General features: G+C 71.1%; 17 protein-coding genes and 1 tRNA gene. 5 read left to right on the top strand and 13 right to left on the bottom strand.

Features of this window, described 5'->3' with window-relative positions:
* Window positions 1-82: 82 nt before the first annotated feature.
* Window positions 83-376, top strand: coding sequence for a hypothetical protein (locus tag ACFYXK_RS04545; protein ID WP_389409769.1), 294 nt, complete (start codon window positions 83-85; stop codon window positions 374-376).
* On the opposite strand, the gene ACFYXK_RS04540 is transcribed toward ACFYXK_RS04545, so the two are convergent.
* Both ACFYXK_RS04540 and ACFYXK_RS04535 read right to left on the bottom strand, forming a co-directional pair.
* A complete protein-coding gene (locus ACFYXK_RS04540; protein ID WP_389409768.1) occupies window positions 300-1,595 on the bottom strand; it encodes an MFS transporter in 1,296 nt (431 codons plus the stop codon). The two genes, ACFYXK_RS04545 and ACFYXK_RS04540, sit on opposite strands and share 77 nt — an antisense overlap.
* Before the next feature lie 132 nt (window positions 1,596-1,727).
* Window positions 1,728-2,231 carry a MarR family winged helix-turn-helix transcriptional regulator gene (locus ACFYXK_RS04535; RefSeq protein ID WP_383513361.1) on the bottom strand — a complete coding sequence of 168 codons (504 nt, stop codon included), beginning with the start codon at window positions 2,229-2,231 and terminating at the stop codon, window positions 1,728-1,730.
* An 80-nt stretch (window positions 2,232-2,311) separates the two neighbouring features.
* Between ACFYXK_RS04535 and ACFYXK_RS04530 the strand changes: the two genes are divergently transcribed.
* Window positions 2,312-3,193 (top strand): NAD(P)H-binding protein, encoded by an 882-nt coding sequence (locus ACFYXK_RS04530; RefSeq protein WP_389409767.1) that lies wholly within the window; start codon window positions 2,312-2,314, stop codon window positions 3,191-3,193.
* Between the two features lie 131 nt (window positions 3,194-3,324).
* Here ACFYXK_RS04530 and ACFYXK_RS04525 read toward each other — a convergent pair.
* From ACFYXK_RS04525 to ACFYXK_RS04510, 4 genes are all read right to left on the bottom strand, one after another.
* Window positions 3,325-3,397 (bottom strand) — tRNA-His (locus ACFYXK_RS04525).
* A gap of 106 nt (window positions 3,398-3,503) precedes the next feature.
* A complete protein-coding gene (gene orn, locus ACFYXK_RS04520) occupies window positions 3,504-4,106 on the bottom strand; it encodes an oligoribonuclease (protein WP_383513354.1) in 603 nt (200 codons plus the stop codon).
* A 92-nt stretch (window positions 4,107-4,198) separates the two neighbouring features.
* Window positions 4,199-5,371 (bottom strand): helix-turn-helix domain-containing protein, encoded by a 1,173-nt coding sequence (locus ACFYXK_RS04515; RefSeq protein WP_389409766.1) that lies wholly within the window; start codon window positions 5,369-5,371, stop codon window positions 4,199-4,201.
* A 374-nt stretch (window positions 5,372-5,745) separates the two neighbouring features.
* Window positions 5,746-6,213: a hypothetical protein gene (locus tag ACFYXK_RS04510; RefSeq protein ID WP_389409765.1), complete on the bottom strand. Its 468-nt coding sequence runs from the start codon at window positions 6,211-6,213 to the stop codon at window positions 5,746-5,748.
* A gap of 355 nt (window positions 6,214-6,568) precedes the next feature.
* On the opposite strand from ACFYXK_RS04510, the gene ACFYXK_RS04505 reads away from it, so the two are divergent.
* Together ACFYXK_RS04505 and ACFYXK_RS04500 are read left to right on the top strand one after the other, a co-directional pair.
* Window positions 6,569-7,099, top strand: a complete 531-nt coding sequence (locus ACFYXK_RS04505) for a universal stress protein (protein WP_389409764.1) — start codon at window positions 6,569-6,571, stop codon at window positions 7,097-7,099.
* 99 nt (window positions 7,100-7,198) lie between these two features.
* Window positions 7,199-7,768, top strand: a complete 570-nt coding sequence (locus tag ACFYXK_RS04500) for a GPR1/FUN34/YaaH family transporter (protein ID WP_383513350.1) — start codon at window positions 7,199-7,201, stop codon at window positions 7,766-7,768.
* Between the two features lie 109 nt (window positions 7,769-7,877).
* Here ACFYXK_RS04500 and glmS read toward each other — a convergent pair whose 3' ends face one another.
* The 3 genes from glmS to ACFYXK_RS04485 form a co-directional block, all read right to left on the bottom strand.
* Window positions 7,878-9,695 carry a glutamine--fructose-6-phosphate transaminase (isomerizing) gene (gene glmS, locus ACFYXK_RS04495; protein WP_389409763.1) on the bottom strand — a complete coding sequence of 606 codons (1,818 nt, stop codon included), beginning with the start codon at window positions 9,693-9,695 and terminating at the stop codon, window positions 7,878-7,880.
* Window positions 9,696-9,772: 77 nt separating this feature from the next.
* The gene (locus ACFYXK_RS04490) at window positions 9,773-10,048 is read right to left on the bottom strand and encodes a hypothetical protein (RefSeq protein ID WP_030008735.1); all 276 of its coding nucleotides are present in this window, start codon (window positions 10,046-10,048) and stop codon (window positions 9,773-9,775) included.
* 108 nt (window positions 10,049-10,156) lie between these two features.
* Window positions 10,157-11,062 carry a DUF4429 domain-containing protein gene (locus tag ACFYXK_RS04485; RefSeq protein WP_383513345.1) on the bottom strand — a complete coding sequence of 302 codons (906 nt, stop codon included), beginning with the start codon at window positions 11,060-11,062 and terminating at the stop codon, window positions 10,157-10,159.
* A gap of 51 nt (window positions 11,063-11,113) precedes the next feature.
* Here ACFYXK_RS04485 and ACFYXK_RS04480 point away from each other — a divergent pair, with 51 nt between their 5' ends.
* Window positions 11,114-12,700: a beta-N-acetylhexosaminidase gene (locus ACFYXK_RS04480; RefSeq protein WP_389409762.1), complete on the top strand. Its 1,587-nt coding sequence runs from the start codon at window positions 11,114-11,116 to the stop codon at window positions 12,698-12,700.
* Between the two features lie 83 nt (window positions 12,701-12,783).
* On the opposite strand, the gene ACFYXK_RS04475 is transcribed toward ACFYXK_RS04480, so the two are convergent.
* The 4 genes from ACFYXK_RS04475 to ACFYXK_RS04460 are packed head-to-tail and all read right to left on the bottom strand — an operon-like array spanning window position 12,784 to window position 17,930.
* On the bottom strand, window positions 12,784-14,568 hold the full coding sequence (locus ACFYXK_RS04475; RefSeq protein ID WP_389409761.1) for an IucA/IucC family protein: 1,785 nt from the start codon (window positions 14,566-14,568) through the stop codon (window positions 12,784-12,786).
* Window positions 14,565-15,149, bottom strand: a complete 585-nt coding sequence (locus ACFYXK_RS04470) for a GNAT family N-acetyltransferase (protein ID WP_389409760.1) — start codon at window positions 15,147-15,149, stop codon at window positions 14,565-14,567. The genes ACFYXK_RS04475 and ACFYXK_RS04470 overlap by 4 nt, the downstream gene beginning before the upstream one ends.
* Window positions 15,146-16,456, bottom strand: coding sequence for a lysine N(6)-hydroxylase/L-ornithine N(5)-oxygenase family protein (locus ACFYXK_RS04465; RefSeq protein ID WP_389409759.1), 1,311 nt, complete (start codon window positions 16,454-16,456; stop codon window positions 15,146-15,148). Before ACFYXK_RS04465 ends, ACFYXK_RS04470 begins: the two co-directional genes overlap by 4 nt.
* A complete protein-coding gene (locus ACFYXK_RS04460) occupies window positions 16,440-17,930 on the bottom strand; it encodes a pyridoxal phosphate-dependent decarboxylase family protein (RefSeq protein ID WP_389409758.1) in 1,491 nt (496 codons plus the stop codon). The genes ACFYXK_RS04465 and ACFYXK_RS04460 overlap by 17 nt, the downstream gene beginning before the upstream one ends.
* Window positions 17,931-18,004 lie beyond the last annotated feature (74 nt).

Raw genomic sequence — 18,004 nt, 5'->3', positions numbered from 1 at the left:
GCGGCGCGGCCACGGACGGGCGCCGAGATGTTGCCGGGCCCGGCGCCCCGCCCGAACGTGGGCCTGACGGAAGGAGTCGCGCATGAGAGTCATGCTCAGGGCCCACATGGACACGGCGGCCACCAATGAGGGCATCAAGAGCGGCGCCCTCCCGCAGGCCGTGAAGAAGCTCATGGACGCGGTCAAGCCGGAGGCCGCCTACTTCGGGCTCCACGAGGGCGTCCGGTCCTGCTGGATCGTCTTCGACCTCCAGGACAGCTCGGATCTGCCGCCGCTGGTGCAGGACCTGTTCTTGCAGTTCAACGCGGAGGTGGAGGTATCTCCGGTGATGGATGCGGCAGGACTGGCGAAGGGGCTCGCGGCGATGTCCGGTTAGCCGGGCCGGGGCGCAGCCCCGGACCGGCGGCCGCCCACGCGAGCACCGCGGAGGCGGCCGCCGCCGCGCACGCCACGGCGAACGCTGCCCGGTGGCCGTACGCCTCCGCCAGCGGACCGGCGGCCGCCGCGGCCAGCGCCTGGCCCACGATCAGGCCGCTGCCCACCACCGTCATCGCCTCGCCCCTCCGCTGCGCCGGGCCCGCCCGCTCGACGAGCCCGAACAGCGCGATCAGGTGGGGGGCCACGGCCAGCCCGATCCCGGCGACGGCGAGCGCGGCGCCGGGCAGCCCCGACACGGCGAGCAGCGGCAGCGTGAGCAGCGCCTGTGCGCAGATGGTCCGGCGCAGCCGTACGGCCAGGTCCGCCGACCCGGGGCGGGCGACCGTCACGAAGCCGGCGATCGAGCTGGTCACGGCCATGGCCGCCCACACCAGCCCGGCCGTCCCCGGCTCGCCCAGCGACTCGGCGAGCGCGTTGACCCCGGTGTTGGCCCCGCTCCACGCGGCTCCCTGCAGCACGGCCATCGCGCACAGCAGCACGAGCTCCGGTGACCACAGCCGTACGTCGGCACGTGCACCGGCGTCGGGGGCGCCGGTGTCCGGTGCCCCGGCGGGGCCGGGCGCGGTCGGGTGGACGGCGAACAGGGTCCCGAAGAGCAGGATCAGCCCGGCGGCGAGCACGAGCGCGGAGGCCGGGTGCACGGTCACGGCCAGGATCCCGGCGAGCGCGGGCCCGACCACGAACCCGACCTCGTCGAGGGTGGTGTCGAAGGACAGGGCCGTACCGACCAGGGCCCTGTCCTCGCCCGCCAGGTGCGCCCAGCGGGCCCGGGCCAGCGGGCCGACCTGCGGCAAGGTGAGCCCGGCGGCGACGGCGAGGGCCAGCCGGGCCGGCAGCGGCAGCCCGCCGAGGACGGCCGCGACGAGGGCGGCCAGGACGGCGGCGTTCGCGACGCAGGCGACGAGGAGCACGGGGCGGTGGCCGCGCCGGTCGGCGAGCCGGCCGATGACCGGGCCGCCGAGGGCCTGGCCGAGCCAGAGGGCGGCCGCGACGGTCCCGGCGTCGCCGATGCCGTCGCGTTCGTTGATGAGCAGGAGCGTCCCGATGGGGCACAGCGCGGCGGGCAGCCGCGCAAGGAACGCGTAGACGGGCAGGGCACTGCCGCCGAGTGCGAACACTCCGCGCAAGCCGCCGGGGGCGGCGTCGGATCCGGACACGGACAACCTCCATCCGCACGCCGACCCTCCCGTGTCTCCGGCGCGCACCGTTGCCCGTCGGGCAGACCGTAGCCGCGGAATGCGGGCTTCGGCAGCCCCGCCTGCCCGGCCGGGGGAGGTGGGGCCCGGAGGTCAGCCGCCGGAGTTGAGGCGCTGGGCCTGGGACCGGCCGACCTCGGCGGCGCGGTGGAGGTAGTCGGCGATGACGGCGAGTTCGGAGTCGGAGTAGCTCTCCAGGACCGCGCCGAAGGCCCGGCCGGGGGTGTCCCAGGCCTCGCCGATGCGCCGGCGGGCCTCGGGGGCGAGGGAGACGAGGGAGCGGCGGCGGTCGTGGGGGTCGGCGTGCCGCTCGACGACGCCGGCCTTGACCAGCCGGTCGACGAGGCGGGTGGCGGAGCCGGAGGTCAGGCCGGTGAGGCGGGCGATGTCACCGGTGCTGACGGGGCCGGGCTCCATGTCGAGGAGGGCCACGCACTGCATGTCGGTGGGGTGCAGCCCGACGTGGTCGGCCATGGCCTGGTTGAAGAGCGAGTAGTCGGCGTAGTGCCGCTGGCTCTCGGTGACGATGCGCGTGAGCAGCTCGGCGCGGCTCCACTCGGTACGGGAGTCACTCGAACGAGGGGAATCGGTTGACATCGGCTTCTCCATGCCTGAGATTTATCTGCGTGACGCAGAATATTGATCGTGCAGAATCTGCGCCACGTACTCATCCTAGCGTGAGCCGCACGCCGGGACAGCAGCAGGAACAGCAACAAGAACAGGAACAGGAACCCGCCATGTCGATCCTCGTCACCGGTGCCCGCGGCGCCGTCGCCCGCGGCCTCGTCTCCCTCCTCGCCGCCCGCGGCATCCCCCACCGCCTCGCCTCCCGCGAGCCGGACACGCCCGACGCCGTCCACTGCGACCTCACCGATCCCTCGACCTTCCCCGGCGCCCTGGCCGGTGTCCGGTCCGTCTTCCTCTACGCCGAGGCCGCCGCCGTCGGTGCCTTCGTCAAGGAGGCCGTCACCGCCGGAGTCGAGCACGTCGTGCTCCTGTCCTCCTCCTCGGTGCTCGGGCCGGGCGCGGCCGACAGCCCGCTGTCCGCCTCCCATCTCGCCGTCGAGGAGGCCCTGCTGGCCTCCCCGCTGCGCACCACCCTGCTGCGCCCCGGCTCCTTCGCGAGCAATGCCCTCGGCTGGGCCTGGTCGCTGAAGTCCGGCCGCACGGTCCAGCTGCCCTACCCCGGCGCCCACTGCGATCCGGTCCATGAGGCCGACCTCGCCGAGGCCGCGTTCGCCGTCCTCACCGACCCCGCCCTCGGCGGCCGCGCGTACCACCTGACCGGCCCGCACTCCCTGACGTTCGCGACCCAGCTGGCCGTACTCGGCGGGGTGCTCGGCGCCCCGGTGCCCTTCGAGTCCGTCACCGCCGAGCAGTGGAAGTCCGCCGTCGAGGGCTACATACCCGGCCCCTACGCCGATGCCCTCCTCGACTACTGGGCCGCGAGCGACGGGCTCCCGGTCGAGATCACCGACGCCGTCGAGCGCCTCACCGGCCACCCGGCCCGCTCCTTCGAAACCTGGGCCGAGGACCACGCGGACGCCTTCCGCGCCTGACCACCGCGATGCCCGGGTCCAACAGCGCCGCCCTGAACGGCATTTCACCCGGGCGGCTCCGGCCCGGCCGGAGTCGGTCGGGAAACGCAGAGGGCCCCGGTCCGCTTTCGCGGACCGGGGCCCTCTCGCAGGGTGAGTGACGGGACTTGAACCCGCGGCCACCTGGACCACAACCAGGTGCTCTACCAACTGAGCTACACCCACCATGTCCGGTCGGAGAACCGACCGGCCGAAGAAAAGGGTACAGGGTCCGGGAGGGTGCTCGCGCCCCCCTTTCCCCCGACCCGTCTCCGGAGGGTCCTGCCGGGTCCTATTCGGCGGACAGGGTGTGCTTGGCGGCGATGGCCCGGGCGGTGTCCGAGTCGGGCCCGGGCTGCGGCACGAAGACAGCCTCCCGGTAGTAGCGCAGCTCGGCGATGGATTCCTTGATGTCCGCGAGCGCCCGGTGGTTGCCGGTCTTCGGCGGGCTGTTGAAGTAGGCCCGCGGGTACCAGCGGCGCGCCAGCTCCTTGACCGAGGACACGTCCACGATCCGGTAGTGCAGGTGGCTCTCCAGCGCGGGCATGTCACGCAGCAGGAAGCCGCGGTCGGTGCCGACCGAGTTCCCGCAGAGCGGAGCCTTGCGGGGCTCCTTCACGTGTTCCCGTACGTACGCCAGGACCTGCGCCTCGGCGTCCGCGAGGGTGATCCCGCCGGCCAGCTCGTCGAGCAGGCCGGAGGCGGTGTGCATCTCGCGCACCACGTCGGGCATGGTCTCCAGGGCCGCGTCCGGCGGGCGGATCACGAGGTCCACGCCTTCGCCGAGCACGTTGAGCTCCGAGTCGGTGACCAGTGCGGCCACCTCGATAAGTGCGTCGTCCGTCAACGAGAGCCCGGTCATCTCGCAGTCGATCCACACCATGCGATCGTTCATGCGGCCCAGCTTATGCGGATTACGCGGAAGGTCCCCCGCATCGGTGAGGACCGGTGCGGGGGACCTTCGTCAGGCAGTGCCCGTCGCGGAAGCTACGCGTGCTCGCGCAGGACCCGGTTCGGGGCGTACAGCTCGGTCACCGTCGGGCCCGCCGCGGCCAGGGCCGCCGCGGCCCGCTGGGGCTGCGGAGTGCGCTGGTGCGGTACCGGGTTCCCCTGGATCTCGGCCACCTGGGACACCTCGGCCTGCGGCCGGCGCGCCCGGTAGGCCGAGCGGTAGGCGGCCGGGGAGGACCCCAGCTGCCGCCGGAAGTGCCCGCGCAGGGCGACCGGCGAGCGGAACCCGCAGCGCCCGGCGACCTCGTCGACCGAGTAGTCGGAGGTCTCCAGCAGCCGCTGCGCCTGGAGCACCCGCTGGGTGATCAGCCACTGCAGCGGCGCGCTGCCGGTCAGCGACCGGAAGCGCCGGTCGAACGTGCGCCGGCTCATGTACGCCCGGGCGGCGAGGGTCTCCACGTCGAACTGCTCGTGGAGGTGCTCCAGCGCCCAGGCGACGACCTCGGCCAGCGGGTCGGCGCCGATCTCCTCCGGCAGCGACCGGTCGAGATAGCGCTCCTGGCCGCCCGTGCGGCGCGGCGGGACGACGAGCCGGCGGGCCAGTGCCCCGGCCGCCTCGCTGCCGTGGTCCGTGCGCACGATGTGCAGGCACAGGTCGATTCCGGCCGCGGTGCCCGCGGACGTGAGCACGTCGCCGTCGTCGACGAACAGCTCGCGCGGATCGACATGGACGGACGGGTACCGCTTGGCCAGCGTCGGCGCGTACATCCAGTGCGTCGTCGCGGGCCGGCCGTCCAGCAGACCGGCGGCGGCGAGCACGAAGGCTCCCGTGCACAGTCCGACGATCCGGGCACCCTCCTCGTGCGCCAGACGCAGTGCGTCGAGCGCTTCCGGAGGCGGCGGTGAAGTGATCGAGCGCCAGGCCGGAACGACGACCGTGCCTGCCCGGGCGATCGCCTCCAACCCGTACGGCGCGGTGAGCTCGAGTCCGCCGGTGGTCCGCAGCGGACCGTCCTCCCCGGCACACACGAGCAGTCGATAGCGTGGAACTCCCGCGTCCTGCCGGTCGATGCCGAACACGGAAAGTGGAATGGAGCTCTCGAAGATCGGCCCGCCGCTGAACAGCAGCACCGCGACGATCTCCCTGCGGCGACGCCCCGCGAGCTTCCTGCCGGCGTCCGCGACGACGGCGGTGGAATCCTGGCTCATGGCTAAGCCCCCCTTGGGTGTCGCGACTCCTTGGTCTGGTCGCACCTGCACGTTTCCCCTCGGCCTTGCACGTGGATCCCCCGCCGTAAATACATGATCGAATCTACTGCGTCCCGTGGTGTCGGCGTGACAAGTTCAGCACGCAGCGCTATGTCGACTTGGCAACTTGGCGAAAAGCATTCGATCAGGAAGCGTTCCACTCCGCTACCGGAGTGGGAAGCTCGCCGTCCGGCCATGGCCAGTACCCATAGGGTCTCGGAGCCACCCTGGCGGTGTAGTCGCTGGTGGTAGGGGGGTTGACGGGGCATTCCGGCAAGAACGCCACTGTGCCGGGAAGTTGGCTGAAAACATGCGGGTGTGGGTGTGCGAATCAGTCAGTCCTCAGGGGAGATTCCACCAGACGTGTGGCAGCCGCGGTGCGCACGGCTCCCGGCGCCGGCCACGGCGCGCGCACGCCGGCGGTGTCCGCCCGGCGCCAGCCGGTCCTCGGCGAGGACGAGGGCGGCCCGCTCCGCCTTCTCCGAGTACCGCAGCATCGCCCGGCACGCGGCCGTGACGGCGGCCAGCCCGAGGGTCGCGACGGCGGCCCCGTCGAAGGAGGTCCCGTAGACGACGAGGACCACGGGCACGAGCAGGCAGCTGAAGGCGGCCCAGCGCACCACGTCACCCGCGGGGTCGTCATGGGGGCGCCTGCCGGGGCGCACGGACGGGTGAACGGCGGCGGGGGTGAAATGCGCGGCAGCGGTGGTGTCGGCGTGCTGCGCGGTCCGGACGGAGCGGACGGAGCGGACGGAGTGGGTCGGCTGAGCGGGCTGGACGGGGTGGACCGGATGGCCGGGCACGGCGTGCTCCCTGCGGGCTCTTCCTGGACGGTCGGACGCCTGTCCAACGCTGCGCGGCGGCGCTCGGTCACTGCGCGCACGGGTGGCACGTGCCGCCGCTCGTCACTGGCTGTAGGGGGCAGCGGACATTGCCAAGGAGCCCTCACTCCGGCATGCTCCCTGGGACGCTCTCCAAGGGCGGCATGCCCTGTGCAGGACAGGAGTGTCGCCGTACCCTGGTGGGTATGGGCTTGGGAAGATACTTCCCGGACAGAGCTCCGTCACCCTGAGTCGTCATTTTTTCAATCGTCGCTTCCGCCCATTGTCGCCCCGTTGCCCTGTCCCTTCCCCCGAGGACCCCTTCGCCGAGACATCCATGGCCGGTCACGAATTCCCCGAACCCGCGGACCGCAAGCGCAAACCCCTCGCCGATCACGCGTCGAGCGACCTGCGCGCGGCGGAACAGGCACGTCATCCCCGCGACCCGGCCTTCCGGCACGGGGTCGTGGTGGGGTTCGACGGCTCCACGTCCAGTGAGCGCGCCCTGGCGTACGCGATCGGGATGGCCCGCCGGTCCGGATCCGGCCTGATCATCGTGCACGTGGCCAACCGGCTGCCCACCACCGTGTGGGCCGGCTGCGAGCCGCCCGTCTTCGTGGACGTACCGGACCACCGCACCGAGGTGCTGGGGCTGGAGCTCGCCTGCGCGGACTATCTGGCCGAGGTGCCGTGGATCCTGGTCGAGCGGGGCGGGGACATCTGCCACGAGCTGGAGGAGGTCGGCCGGGAGTACTCGGCGGACGCCATCGTGGTCGGCTCCACGCACGGGATCGTGGGCCGGATCTTCGGGTCCGTGGCGGGCCGGCTGGCCAAGCGCGCCCAGCGACCGGTTGTTGTCATTCCGTAACCCGCTGTACGTCGGTTGTGCGGTTGTGAACCCCAATGTAAAGGGTAGATAAGTGCTGCTGGGACGCAGCAAACAACTGCAGATCGAAGGGAGCCCGCCGTGGACAATGGTGTCTCTGCGGGAAGCACGGCCTCGACTTCGACCCTCGGGAACATAGCCCTGGGTCTCACCCTTCTCGCATTCGGTATCGGCCACACGGGCATCGTCAGCGGCGTGTCCGCGGCCAACTCCGTGTCACTCGCGACCTACGTCGGCGGTCTCGCCCTGTTCGTCCTCGGAATCCTCGAGTTCCGCGGCGGCAACGGCTTCAACGGCACGGCGTACGCGGGCCTCGGCGCCTTCTGGTTCACCTGGGCCTCGGGGGCGGACGGAAAGGTTTCGGCACACGCCGCCGGACTGTTCCTGGTCCTCTTCGCCCTGCTCGCGCTGACCCTCACGGTCAGTGCCTCGAGCGGACTGTTCGGTCAGGGCACGTACGCCCTGCTCACCCTCTCCCTGCTGCTCCTCGCGGTCGGCTCCTTCGCCGACAGCGGCGGGCTCGCCAAGGCTGCCGGATGGGTGGCCGCGGTCTCCGGGCTGCTGTTCTGGTACGGCGCCACCGCGGCGCTGGCCCACTGGCCCACCGCACTGGGCAAGGCCTCCGGCAGCGGCGCGGTCGCCGCGGGCTGAGTACGGCCGGCCGGGGCGGCCGGCGTACGGGAGCGGAAGCACGGAAGCGGAAGCATGCGCAACGGCCCCCGGGGAAATCCCCGGGGGCCGTTGCGCATGCGCGGTGCGACTACTCGACGGTGACCGACTTCGCCAGGTTGCGCGGCTTGTCGATGTCCCGGCCCAGGGCCAGGGCCGTGTGGTACGCCAGCAGCTGGAGCGGGATGCCCATCAGGATCGGGTCCAGCTCGTCCTCGTTCTTGGGCACGAGGATGGTGTGGTCGGCCTTCTCCTGCTCGCGGTGGGCGACCGCGAGGATCCGGCCGCTGCGGGCCTTGATCTCCTCCAGCGCCGCGCGGTTCTTCTCCAGCAGGTCGTCGTCCGGGACGATCGCGACCGTCGGCATCGCCGGCTCGATGAGCGCGAGCGGGCCGTGCTTGAGCTCGGAGGCCGGGTAGGCCTCGGCGTGGATGTAGGAGATCTCCTTCAGCTTGAGGGAGGCCTCCAGCGCCACCGGGTAGCCGCGGACCCGGCCGATGAACATCATCGACTTGGCCTCGGCGTACTCGGCCGCGAGCTTCTTGATGTCCTCTTCGCCCTCGAGGATCTCCTGGATCTGCGCGGGCAGCTTGCGCAGGCCCTCGATGATCCGCTTGCCGTCGGTGACCGACAGGTCCCGGATCCGGCCCAGGTGCACGGCGAGCAGCGCGAAGGCCACGACCGTGTTGGTGAAGCACTTGGTGGAGACGACGCAGACCTCGGGACCGGCGTGCACGTACACGCCGCCGTCGGCCTCGCGGGCGATCGCGGAGCCCACCACGTTGACGACGCCGAGGACGCGGGCGCCCTTGCGCTTGAGCTCCTGCACGGCGGCGAGCACGTCGTACGTCTCACCCGACTGGGAGACGGCGATGTAGAGCGTGTCGGGGTCCACGACCGGGTTGCGGTAGCGGAACTCCGAGGCCGGCTCGGCGTCCGCGGGGATGCGGGCCATGCTCTCGATGAGACCGGCGCCGATCAGGCCCGCGTGGTACGAGGTGCCGCAGCCCAGGATCTTGACCCGGCGGATGCCGCGCGCCTCGCGCGGGTCCAGGTTCAGGCCGCCCAGGTGCACGGTGTTGAAGCGGTCGTCGATCCGGCCGCGCAGCACGCGGTCGACCGCGTCGGGCTGCTCGGAGATCTCCTTGTGCATGTACGTGTCGTGGCCGCCCATGTCGTACGAGGCGGCCTCCCACTCCACGGTCTCCGGCGTGGCGTTGGTCGTCGTCCCGCTGGTGGTGTAGGTGCGGAAGTCGTCGGCCTTGAGGGTGGCCATCTCGCCGTCGTTCAGGGTGACGACCTGGCGGGTGTGGGCGATGAGCGCGGCGACGTCGGAGGCGACGAGCATCTCCTTCTCGCCGATGCCGAGGATGACGGGGGAGCCGTTGCGGGCCACCACGATGCGGTCGGCGAAGTCGGCGTGCATGACGGCGATGCCGTAGGTGCCCTCGATGAGCTTGACGGCCTCGCGGACCTTCTCCTCGAGGGTGTCCGCCTGGGAGCGGGCGACGAGGTGCACGATGACCTCGGTGTCGGTCTCCGAGACGAAGACGACGCCCTCGGCCTCCAGCTTGGCGCGGAGCTCGGCGGCGTTGTCGACGATGCCGTTGTGGACGACCGCGACCTTGTTGTCGGCGTCGAGGTGCGGGTGGGAGTTGATGTCGCTCGGCGCGCCGTGGGTGGCCCAGCGGGTGTGGGCGATACCGGAGGTGCCGGCGAAGCGCTTGGGCACCCGGGACTCCAGCTCGCGGACACGGCCCTTGGCCTTGACCACCTTCAGCGCGGGGGACTTCGGGCTGTTGACGACGATGCCCGCGGAGTCGTATCCGCGGTACTCCAGTCGCTGCAGGCCTTCCAGCAGCAGCGGTGCCACGTCACGCTTGCCGATGTAACCCACGATTCCGCACATAAAGTCTTGCCCCTCCTGAAGTTCGGTTGCCCTTGCCGCTGTTGTCGCCGCGCCCTGCCGTCGGCAGGCCCTGTCGCTCAGCCGTAGACGATGCGGCGCAGCTGCCGGAGCGAGAGCTCCGGCGGCGCCACGGCGCGGTGCGGCAGCTCGGCCGCGATCCGTTCGAAGATCTCCGCGTTGACCGCGCCGCCGGACTGGAGCTCCCGGTGGCGGCGGCGCACGAATTCCTCGGTCGTCTCGTCGAAGTACGCGAGGACGTCGAGCACCACCCGGGCGGCCTCGCCGCGCTGCAGCGCGGTGCTGCGCACCAGGTGGTCGACAAGATCGTCATGAGACGGGCGGCGGTCGAGCACTCGTAGATACTGACGGGCCTCGGCCGGGAACGCAAAGATCCTGCCCGGAATCGGGCAGGATCCATCTGGTCCAGACCAGCGGAATGCGTAAATCCACTCACCAAACGGTTAGAAACGACGCAAAATGGCCTGCTTGGCTGCGGCGAACTCCTCCGCCGTGAGGATGCCCCCGTGATGCAGATCGCCGAGCTCGCGCAGCCGGCGCAGCAGCGCGTCGTGGTCCTCGGGGGCGCTCGGCTCGGGGGCCGAGGCGGCGAGCTCCGGCACCGGCGCCGCGGACCGGACCGTGGCGGCCTCGGCCGGCTCGGAGGCACCGCGGGGATGGGGCATCCGCACCGCCACGGCCGCCGCGACCAGCGCCATCAGCGGGTCCTTCTTGAAACCGAACAGTTCCACCGTGTACGGGTCGTACTTGGGCGCCGGAGCCGCCGGGGCGCCCGCCAGCGTGAACCGGATCCATCCGTTGTCCAGCCCCTTCGAGGGGGACCATTCCACCGCCCGCAGGTCCGCGACCCGGAACTCGCGCGGACCGCCGGAGCTCTTGGCCTCCTCCGTCGTCCAGTTCCAGTCCAGCGCCACCCGGTCCCCGTCGAAGGCCACCGTCCCGTCCCCCGCGGCCACCGTGATCGGCACGGCCGGCCCCGGCAGCAGGTACACGTCCGCCGGGCCCGGGTCCACCTGGTCCAGCAGCAGCGCATTGCGGACCTCGTCCACGAAGTACTCCGCCACCCCCGTCCGGTCCGCCTCCACGGTCAGCCGGTACGGGTCGGAGGCCTCCGGCAGCCGCCCGCCCGTCACCTGGAGCAGCGGGTCGGCGCCGTCACGCAGCTTCAGCCTCAACCGGCCCGTCTTGCGGCCCGGTTCGTAACTGACCCCGGCGAGCGCGCGCAGCGGCACGACCACTTCGCCCAGCGTCTGGCGCAGCAGCCCCACCCCCTTGTCGCGGCCGGGCACGATGCGCACCGCGTCCCCGTCGAAGGTCCACGTGCCGTCCTTCTGGATGATTTCCGCCATCCATCGATTCTCGCACCGGCCACAGCACGCCAGTTGGCCTATACCTGCCCTATGAGAGTCCTGCGACGCACGCTCGGCACCCTCCTCGTCCTCGGCGCGGCCGTCTCCTGCGCCACGTCCCCCGGCGGCGACGCCAGACCCGGGGACGAGCGCCCCGCCCTCCTCGCCCCCTACGAACAGCTCCTGCCGGCTCCCGCATCCGCACGCGCCGAAGGCCCCGGGTACGCCGTCGGGGCGGGCACGGTCATCCGTACCGGCACGGGCGGCGGCGAGGAGGAGGTCCGCCGGGTCGGCGAGCTCCTCGCGCAACAGCTCCGGGGCCCCGCCGGGCTTCCGCTGCCGGTGGTCGACGGGGCCGACGGCGACGGGATCCGGCTGCGCCTGGACGCGGCGGCCGAGGGCGTCGGCGACGAGGGGTACCGGCTGGAGTCCGGACCGGGCGGGGTCACGCTGACCGCCCGGACCCCGGCGGGGCTCTTCCACGCGGGGCAGACGCTGCGGCAGCTGCTGCCGGTGGCCGGTCCGGGCACGGTGCCCGGCGGCGAGATCACCGACGCACCCCGCTTCGCGTACCGGGGCGCCATGCTCGACATCGCCCGCCACCACTTCACGGCCGAGCAGGTCAAGCGGTACGTCGACCAGCTCGCCCAGTACAAGGTCAACACGCTGCACCTGCACCTGACCGACGACCAGGGCTGGCGGATCGCGATCGACTCCTGGCCGCGGCTGGCGGAGTACGGGGGCGGCAGCGAGGTCGGCGGCGGGCCGGGCGGGTACTGGACGAAGGACCAGTACCGCGACCTCGTGGCGTACGCGGCGGAGCGGTACGTGGACGTGGTCCCGGAGATCGACATGCCGGGGCACGTGAACGCGGCCCTGGCCTCGTACGCGGAGCTGAACTGCGACGGGAAGGCGCGCGAGCGCTACACCGGGATCAAGGTCGGCTTCAGCTCGCTGTGCGTCGGCAAGGAGCGGACGTACGAGTTCATCGACGAGGTGCTCGGCGAGCTGGCGGAGCTGACGCCGGGCCGCTACCTGCACATCGGCGGTGACGAGGCGCTCTCGACGCCGGCGGCGGACTACGCGGCGTTCATGGACCGGGCCCAGCAGGTGGTGGGCCGCCACGGCAAGACGGTGGTGGCCTGGCACCAGCTGGCGACGGCCCGCCCGGCGCCGGGGGCGGTGCTCCAGTACTGGGGCCACGACAGGACGGCGGCCGCCGAGAAGACGGCGGTGGCCGCGGCGGCGAAGGCGGGCCACCCGCTGGTCCTGTCGCCGGCGGACCGGCTGTACCTGGACATGAAGTACGACCTGACGACGAAGCCGGGACTGGCCTGGGCGGGCTTCGTCCCGGTGCGCAGGGCCTACGACTGGGACCCGGGGACGTACCTGGCCGCGGCCGGGGTCCCGCAGTCGGCGGTCCTCGGCGTCGAGGCGCCGCTGTGGACCGAGACGATCTCGACCCGGTCCGACCTGGAGTTCATGGCCTTCCCGCGGGTGCTGGGCCTGGCGGAACTGGGCTGGAGCCCGGGCCCGCGGAACTGGACCGAGTACCGGCAGCGCGTGGCGGCCCAGGGCCCGAGGCTGGACGCCCAGGGCATCACGTACCACCGGGCTCCGGACGTCCCCTGGCCGTAGCCCGGAACAGGGGACGTGCCTCGGCAAAAGAGGGCGGGTGCGCCGGCGAGGGACCGTATTCGGCGGCGCACCCACCCCCTTGATCACCGCCGCGATGCGTAGGGCGCGACGGGGTTCTTGAGGGTGCCGATCAGCTGGAGGGCGGCCGCCGGGTCGGAGAGGTCCACCATCTGCTTGTTGTTGCGCAGCTGGAGCCGGTTCAGGCAGGACAGCTGGAACTCCTCGGCGAACAGGTCGTAGCGCTCGAAGCGCTCCGCCAGCTGCGGCATCGACTCCTGGTAGGCGTGGCCGCAGTCCGCGACCGCCCTCCAGAAGGTGTCCTCCTCGCAGATGCCCTCCGTGGCGAGGATCGAGCCCAGGAAGCGGAAGAAGCAGTCGAACACGTCCGTGAAGATCGACAGGAGCTTCATGTCCTCCGGGACGTCGGCCCTGACCCGCTCGACGGCCGGCGGGAGCACCGCGTCGGGGTCCATGACCACGATCTCCTCGGCGATGTCCTTGAAGATCGCCCGCTTCACCACGCCGTTCTCGATGACGAGGATGGTGTTCTCGCCGTGCGGCATGTACGCGAGGTCGTACTGGTAGAAGCAGTGCAGGAGCGGAAGGAGGTAGGCCTTCAGGTACGGCTCCAGCCACTGCGACGGGGTGAGGCCCGACTCCTCGATCAGCGCGCCGACGAAGGACCTGCCCTCGGAGTCGACGTGCAGCAGCGAGGCCATCGTGGCCAGGCGCTCGCCCTCCCGGAGGTGGCCGACCGGGGACTCGCGCCACAGGGCGGCCAGCATCTTGCGGTACGGCGAGTAGCGGTCCGTGGCGCGCTCGTACTGGCGGTGGTGGTAGCCGATGGCCGCGCGCTCGCGGATGATCGAGAAGTCCACCGACCGCAGGACCTCGTCGCCCTCGATCAGCCGGTGCAGCCAGTCGTTGATCGCCGGGGTGGCCTCCATGTAGGCCGCCGACAGGCCGCGCATGAAGCCCATGTTGAGGACCGAGATGGCGGTCTTCACGTAGTGCTTCGTCGGCGTCGTGGTGTTGAAGAACGTACGGATCGACTGCTGGGCCAGGTACGCGTCCTCACCCTCGCCGAGCAGCACCAGACGGCGGTTCGCGATCTCGGCCGCGAAGGTGACCGTGGTCTTGTTCCACCACTGCCAGGGGTGGACGGGCAGGAAGTGGTAGTCCGCCGGGTCCAGGCCCATGGCGGACAGCTTGGCCCCGAACCCGGCGACGGCGGCCTCGCCCAGCTCGTCGCGCAGGAACGAGTCGTGGTCCAGGCCGGAGCCGGCCGTGAACGTCGAGACGTCCTTGCGGGCCGCCACCCACACCAGGTGGACGGGGCTCGCCGTCTCCGGGGCGTACGAGAGGTATTCGTGCACGCCGAAGCCGAGCCGGCCGTTGTTGGCGACGAAGCAGGGGTGGCCCTCGGTCATGCCGGTCTCGATGTCCTGGAAGGAGGACTTCGCCAGGACGGCGGCCGGGACCTCGGGCTTCGTGTACTTGAAGCCCGCGCCCGCCAGGGTGGAGGAGATCTCCTCCAGGTACACCGGCAGGACCTCGGCGCTCAGCCCGAGGGCGTCCTTCAGCTCGATGTGGAAGTCGATCGCGTCCAGGGGCAGCTCGGCGCCGTCCCGGTGGCGGGTGACGGAGGCCTCGTCGACCGCCCAGTGGTCCAGGGCGTGGAGGGCCGCGGTGAAGCGGTACTCCACCGTGCCGTCGTCGCTCAGGACCGAGTACGCCGAGTCGCCGAGCGGCTTCGGGGTCAGCAGGCGCTCGTGCGAGAACTCCGCCAGGGCCTTGCGGACCAGGGCGCGGTTCGCGCGGGCCCACAGTTCGGGGGAGAGGTGCGAGATCGCGTCGGCGAGGCTCATACGGAGGCTCCCGTCAGGCCGGTGGCCGCCTCGAACTGCGCGCGGGTGCAGAAGCTCAGCAGGGCTTCCTTCTCCGGCTTGGTGACCTGCCGCTCCGGTACGAAGCCGACGGCCTCGTTCAGGGCGTGCACGGCGGTGTTGGCGACGTCCGGCTCGACCACGACGCGCTCGGTGGCCGGGTCGGCGAAGACCGCGGCCATCACCGTGGTGATGACGGCGCGGGTGAAGCCGTGCAGCGGGGTGTCGCTCGGGGCGACGAGGAAGTGCATGCCGACGTCGCCGGGCAGGGCGTCGTACAGGCCGACGAGCTCCAGCTCGCCCGGGTCGTACGTCTCCATCAGGAAGGCCGGGCGGCCCTCGTGCAGGCCGATGAAGGCCTGGTGGTGCGCGTGGGCGGCGATCCGCATGTACTCGCGCTCGACGTCCGGCAGCGAGGCGTCCTGCATCATCCAGAACGAGGCCTTCGGGTGGGTGATCCAGCCGTGCAGCAGCTCCGCGTCGGCGAAGGGGTCCAGCGGCCTCACGGAGAAGGTCCCGAGGTCCGCGTCGACCCGGCCGTAGAGGATTTCGGTGGTGCTCATGCGTGCGGGCCTTCCGGGGCGGCGAACTGCTGGAACGCGATGGACTTCTCGACCTTGTAGTACTCGCGGCCGAGGAGCTCTCCGATGATGTACGCGTTGCGGTACGCGGCCATGCCCAGGTCGGGCGAGGTGATGGAGTGGTTGTGGACCGTGCCGTTCTGCAGGAAGACCCCGCGGCCGGTCACGTCGATGCTGTAGTTGCGGGCGGCGTCGGGGCGGCCGTGGCCGTCGAAGGAGAGCCGCTCGCGGACGGGGTCCAGGAACTCCGGGAGCGTGTACTTGTAGCCCGTCGCGAGGATCAGGCCCTCGGTGGCGAGGGAGAAGTCGCGCTCCTGCTCCTCCTGGCGCAGCCCGAGGGTGTACGTGCCCGTGGTGGTGTCGTACGCCGCCGAGTTCAGCGAGGTGTTGGTCAGCAGGGTGGTCGGGACCGGGCCCGGCGAGGTGACCTTCTTCTGGTAGAGCAGGTCGAAGATGGCGTCGACGAGTTCGCCGTCGATGCCCTTGAAGAGGTTCTTCTGCTGGTGCTCGAGCCGGTAGCGGGTCTCCTCGGGCAGGGCGTGGAAGTAGTCCACGTACTCCGGGGAGGTCATCTCCAGGGTCAGCTTCGTGTACTCCAGCGGGAAGAACCGCGGGGAGCGGGTCACCCAGTTGAGCCGGTAGCCGTGCACGTCGATCTCGGAGAGCAGGTCGTGGTAGATCTCCGCCGCGCTCTGGCCGGAGCCCACCAGCGTGATCGACTTCTTCTGCTGGAGCTCCGCCTTGTTCTGCACGTACGCGGAGTTGTGCGTGAAGTCGCCGCCGAGACCGGCGCAGGCCTGCGGGACGAACGGCGGGGTTCCCGTGCCCAGGACCAGGCGGCGGGCCAGGTGGGTCTCGCCGCGGTCGGTGTGGACCTCGTACAGTCCGGCCTGCTCGTCGTACGTGACCTCCGTGACGGAGGTGGAGTACTGCACGTTGTCGAGGCGGTCGGCGGCCCAGCGGCAGTAGTCGTTGTACTCGGTCCGCAGCGGGTAGAAGTTCTCCCGGATGTAGAACGAGTACAGCCGGTCCTTGTCCTTCAGGTAGTTCAGGAACGAGAAGGGCGAGGTCGGGTCGGCCAGCGTGACCAGGTCCGACATGAACGGCGTCTGCAGGTGCGCGCCGTCCAGGAACATCCCGGCGTGCCACTCGAAGTGCGGCTTCGTCTCGATGAAGAGGCCGTCGAGCTCGTCGATCGGAGCGGTCAGGCAGGCGAGTCCCAGGTTGAAGGGACCGAGGCCGATACCGATGAAGTCGAACGGCCGGCGGGGCTCACGAGGCGTGGACAAGGGATTCTCCCAGGTACTGCTCGGCGTGGGACGCGAGGAGGTCGAGGACGGCCGCGATGTCGGCCGTCGTGGTCTGCGGGTTGAGGAGGGTGAACTTCAGGTACTGGTCGCCGTCCACCTTGGTGCCGGCGACGACCGCCTCGCCGGAGGCGAACAGCGCCTTGCGGGCGTGCAGGTTGGCCTCGTCGACGAGGTCCTTGCGGACGTCGGCGCCCTCGGGGCGGGGCACGTAGCGGAAGACCAGGGTGGAGATCTGGGGCCTCACGACGACCTCGAAGCGGGGGTCGGCGTCGATGACGTCCCAGCCGGCCGCGGCCAGGTCGATGACCTCGTCGAAGAGCGAGCCGAGGCCGTCGGCGCCCATGGTGCGCAGGGTCATCCAGAGCTTGAGCGCGTCGAAGCGGCGCGTGGTCTGGATGGACTTGTCGACCTGGTTCGGGATCCGCTCCTGCACCATGCGGCGGGGGTTGAGGTAGTCCGCGTGGTACGTGGCGTGCCCCAGGGTGTCGCGGTCGCGGACCAGCATCGCGCTGGAACTGACCGGCTGGAAGAACGACTTGTGGTAGTCGACGGTGACCGAGTCGGCCCGTTCGATGCCGTCGAGCAGGTGCCGGCGGGTGGGGGAGATCAGCAGTCCGCAGCCGTACGCGGCGTCCACGTGCATCCACACGGAGTGCTCGGCGGCCAGGCGGGCGATCTCGGGGAGCGGGTCGATGGACCCGAAGTCGGTGGTGCCGGCGGTGGCGACGACGGCCATCGGGAACAGGCCCTCGGCGGCGCAGTTCTCCAGCTCGAGGGCGAGCACGGAGGTGTCCATGCGGCGGTTCCGGTCGACCGGGACGGCGATGACGGCCTCGTAGCCGAGCCCGAGCATGGCGGCCGACTTCTTGACGCTGAAGTGGCTGGCCTCGGAGGTGAAGATGCGCAGCTTGGGCAGGACCTCGGACTTCGCCGGCGCCCCCTCGCCGCTCTGCATGACCTTGCGGCAGGCCTCGTCGCGGGCCAGCAGCAGTGCGTGGAAGTTGGACTGGCTGCCGCCGGAGGTGAAGATGCCGTCCGCCTCCGGGCCGAGGCCGATGCGCTGCGCGGTCCAGTCGACGAGGCGGCGCTCGATGAGCGTGCCGCCGATGGACTGGTCCCAGGTGTCCAGGGAGGAGTTGACGGCCGAGAGGACGGCCTCGCCGAGGACGGCGGGGATGACGACCGGGCAGTTGAGGTGGCCCAGGTAGCGCGGGTGGTGGAAGTACACCGCGTCGCGCAGGTAGACCTCTTCCAGCTCGTCGAGGACGGCGGCCGGGTCTTCGAGGGGCCGGTCCAGGTCGATCCCGTCGATGACCGGGGCGAGTTCGTCGACGGATATGCCGCTGTGGGGCCGTTCTGTGGTCGCGAGTTTGGCAGCGACGCGCTCGACGCCTTCGGTGACGGCGCGCCGGTACAGGTCCGCGGTCGTCTCATTCAGCAGATGCGAGCGCATCAACGTTCCTCCGGGCAGGAAAGCGGCGGGTGGGGAAGGTGATTCTTAGGTTAGCCTAACCTAACCTTCGAGCC

This window comes from Streptomyces sp. NPDC002209, from assembly GCF_042890265.1.
In the GTDB taxonomy this organism is placed as follows: domain Bacteria; phylum Actinomycetota; class Actinomycetes; order Streptomycetales; family Streptomycetaceae; genus Streptomyces.
This window is presented reverse-complemented; position numbering and strand designations above follow the sequence as displayed.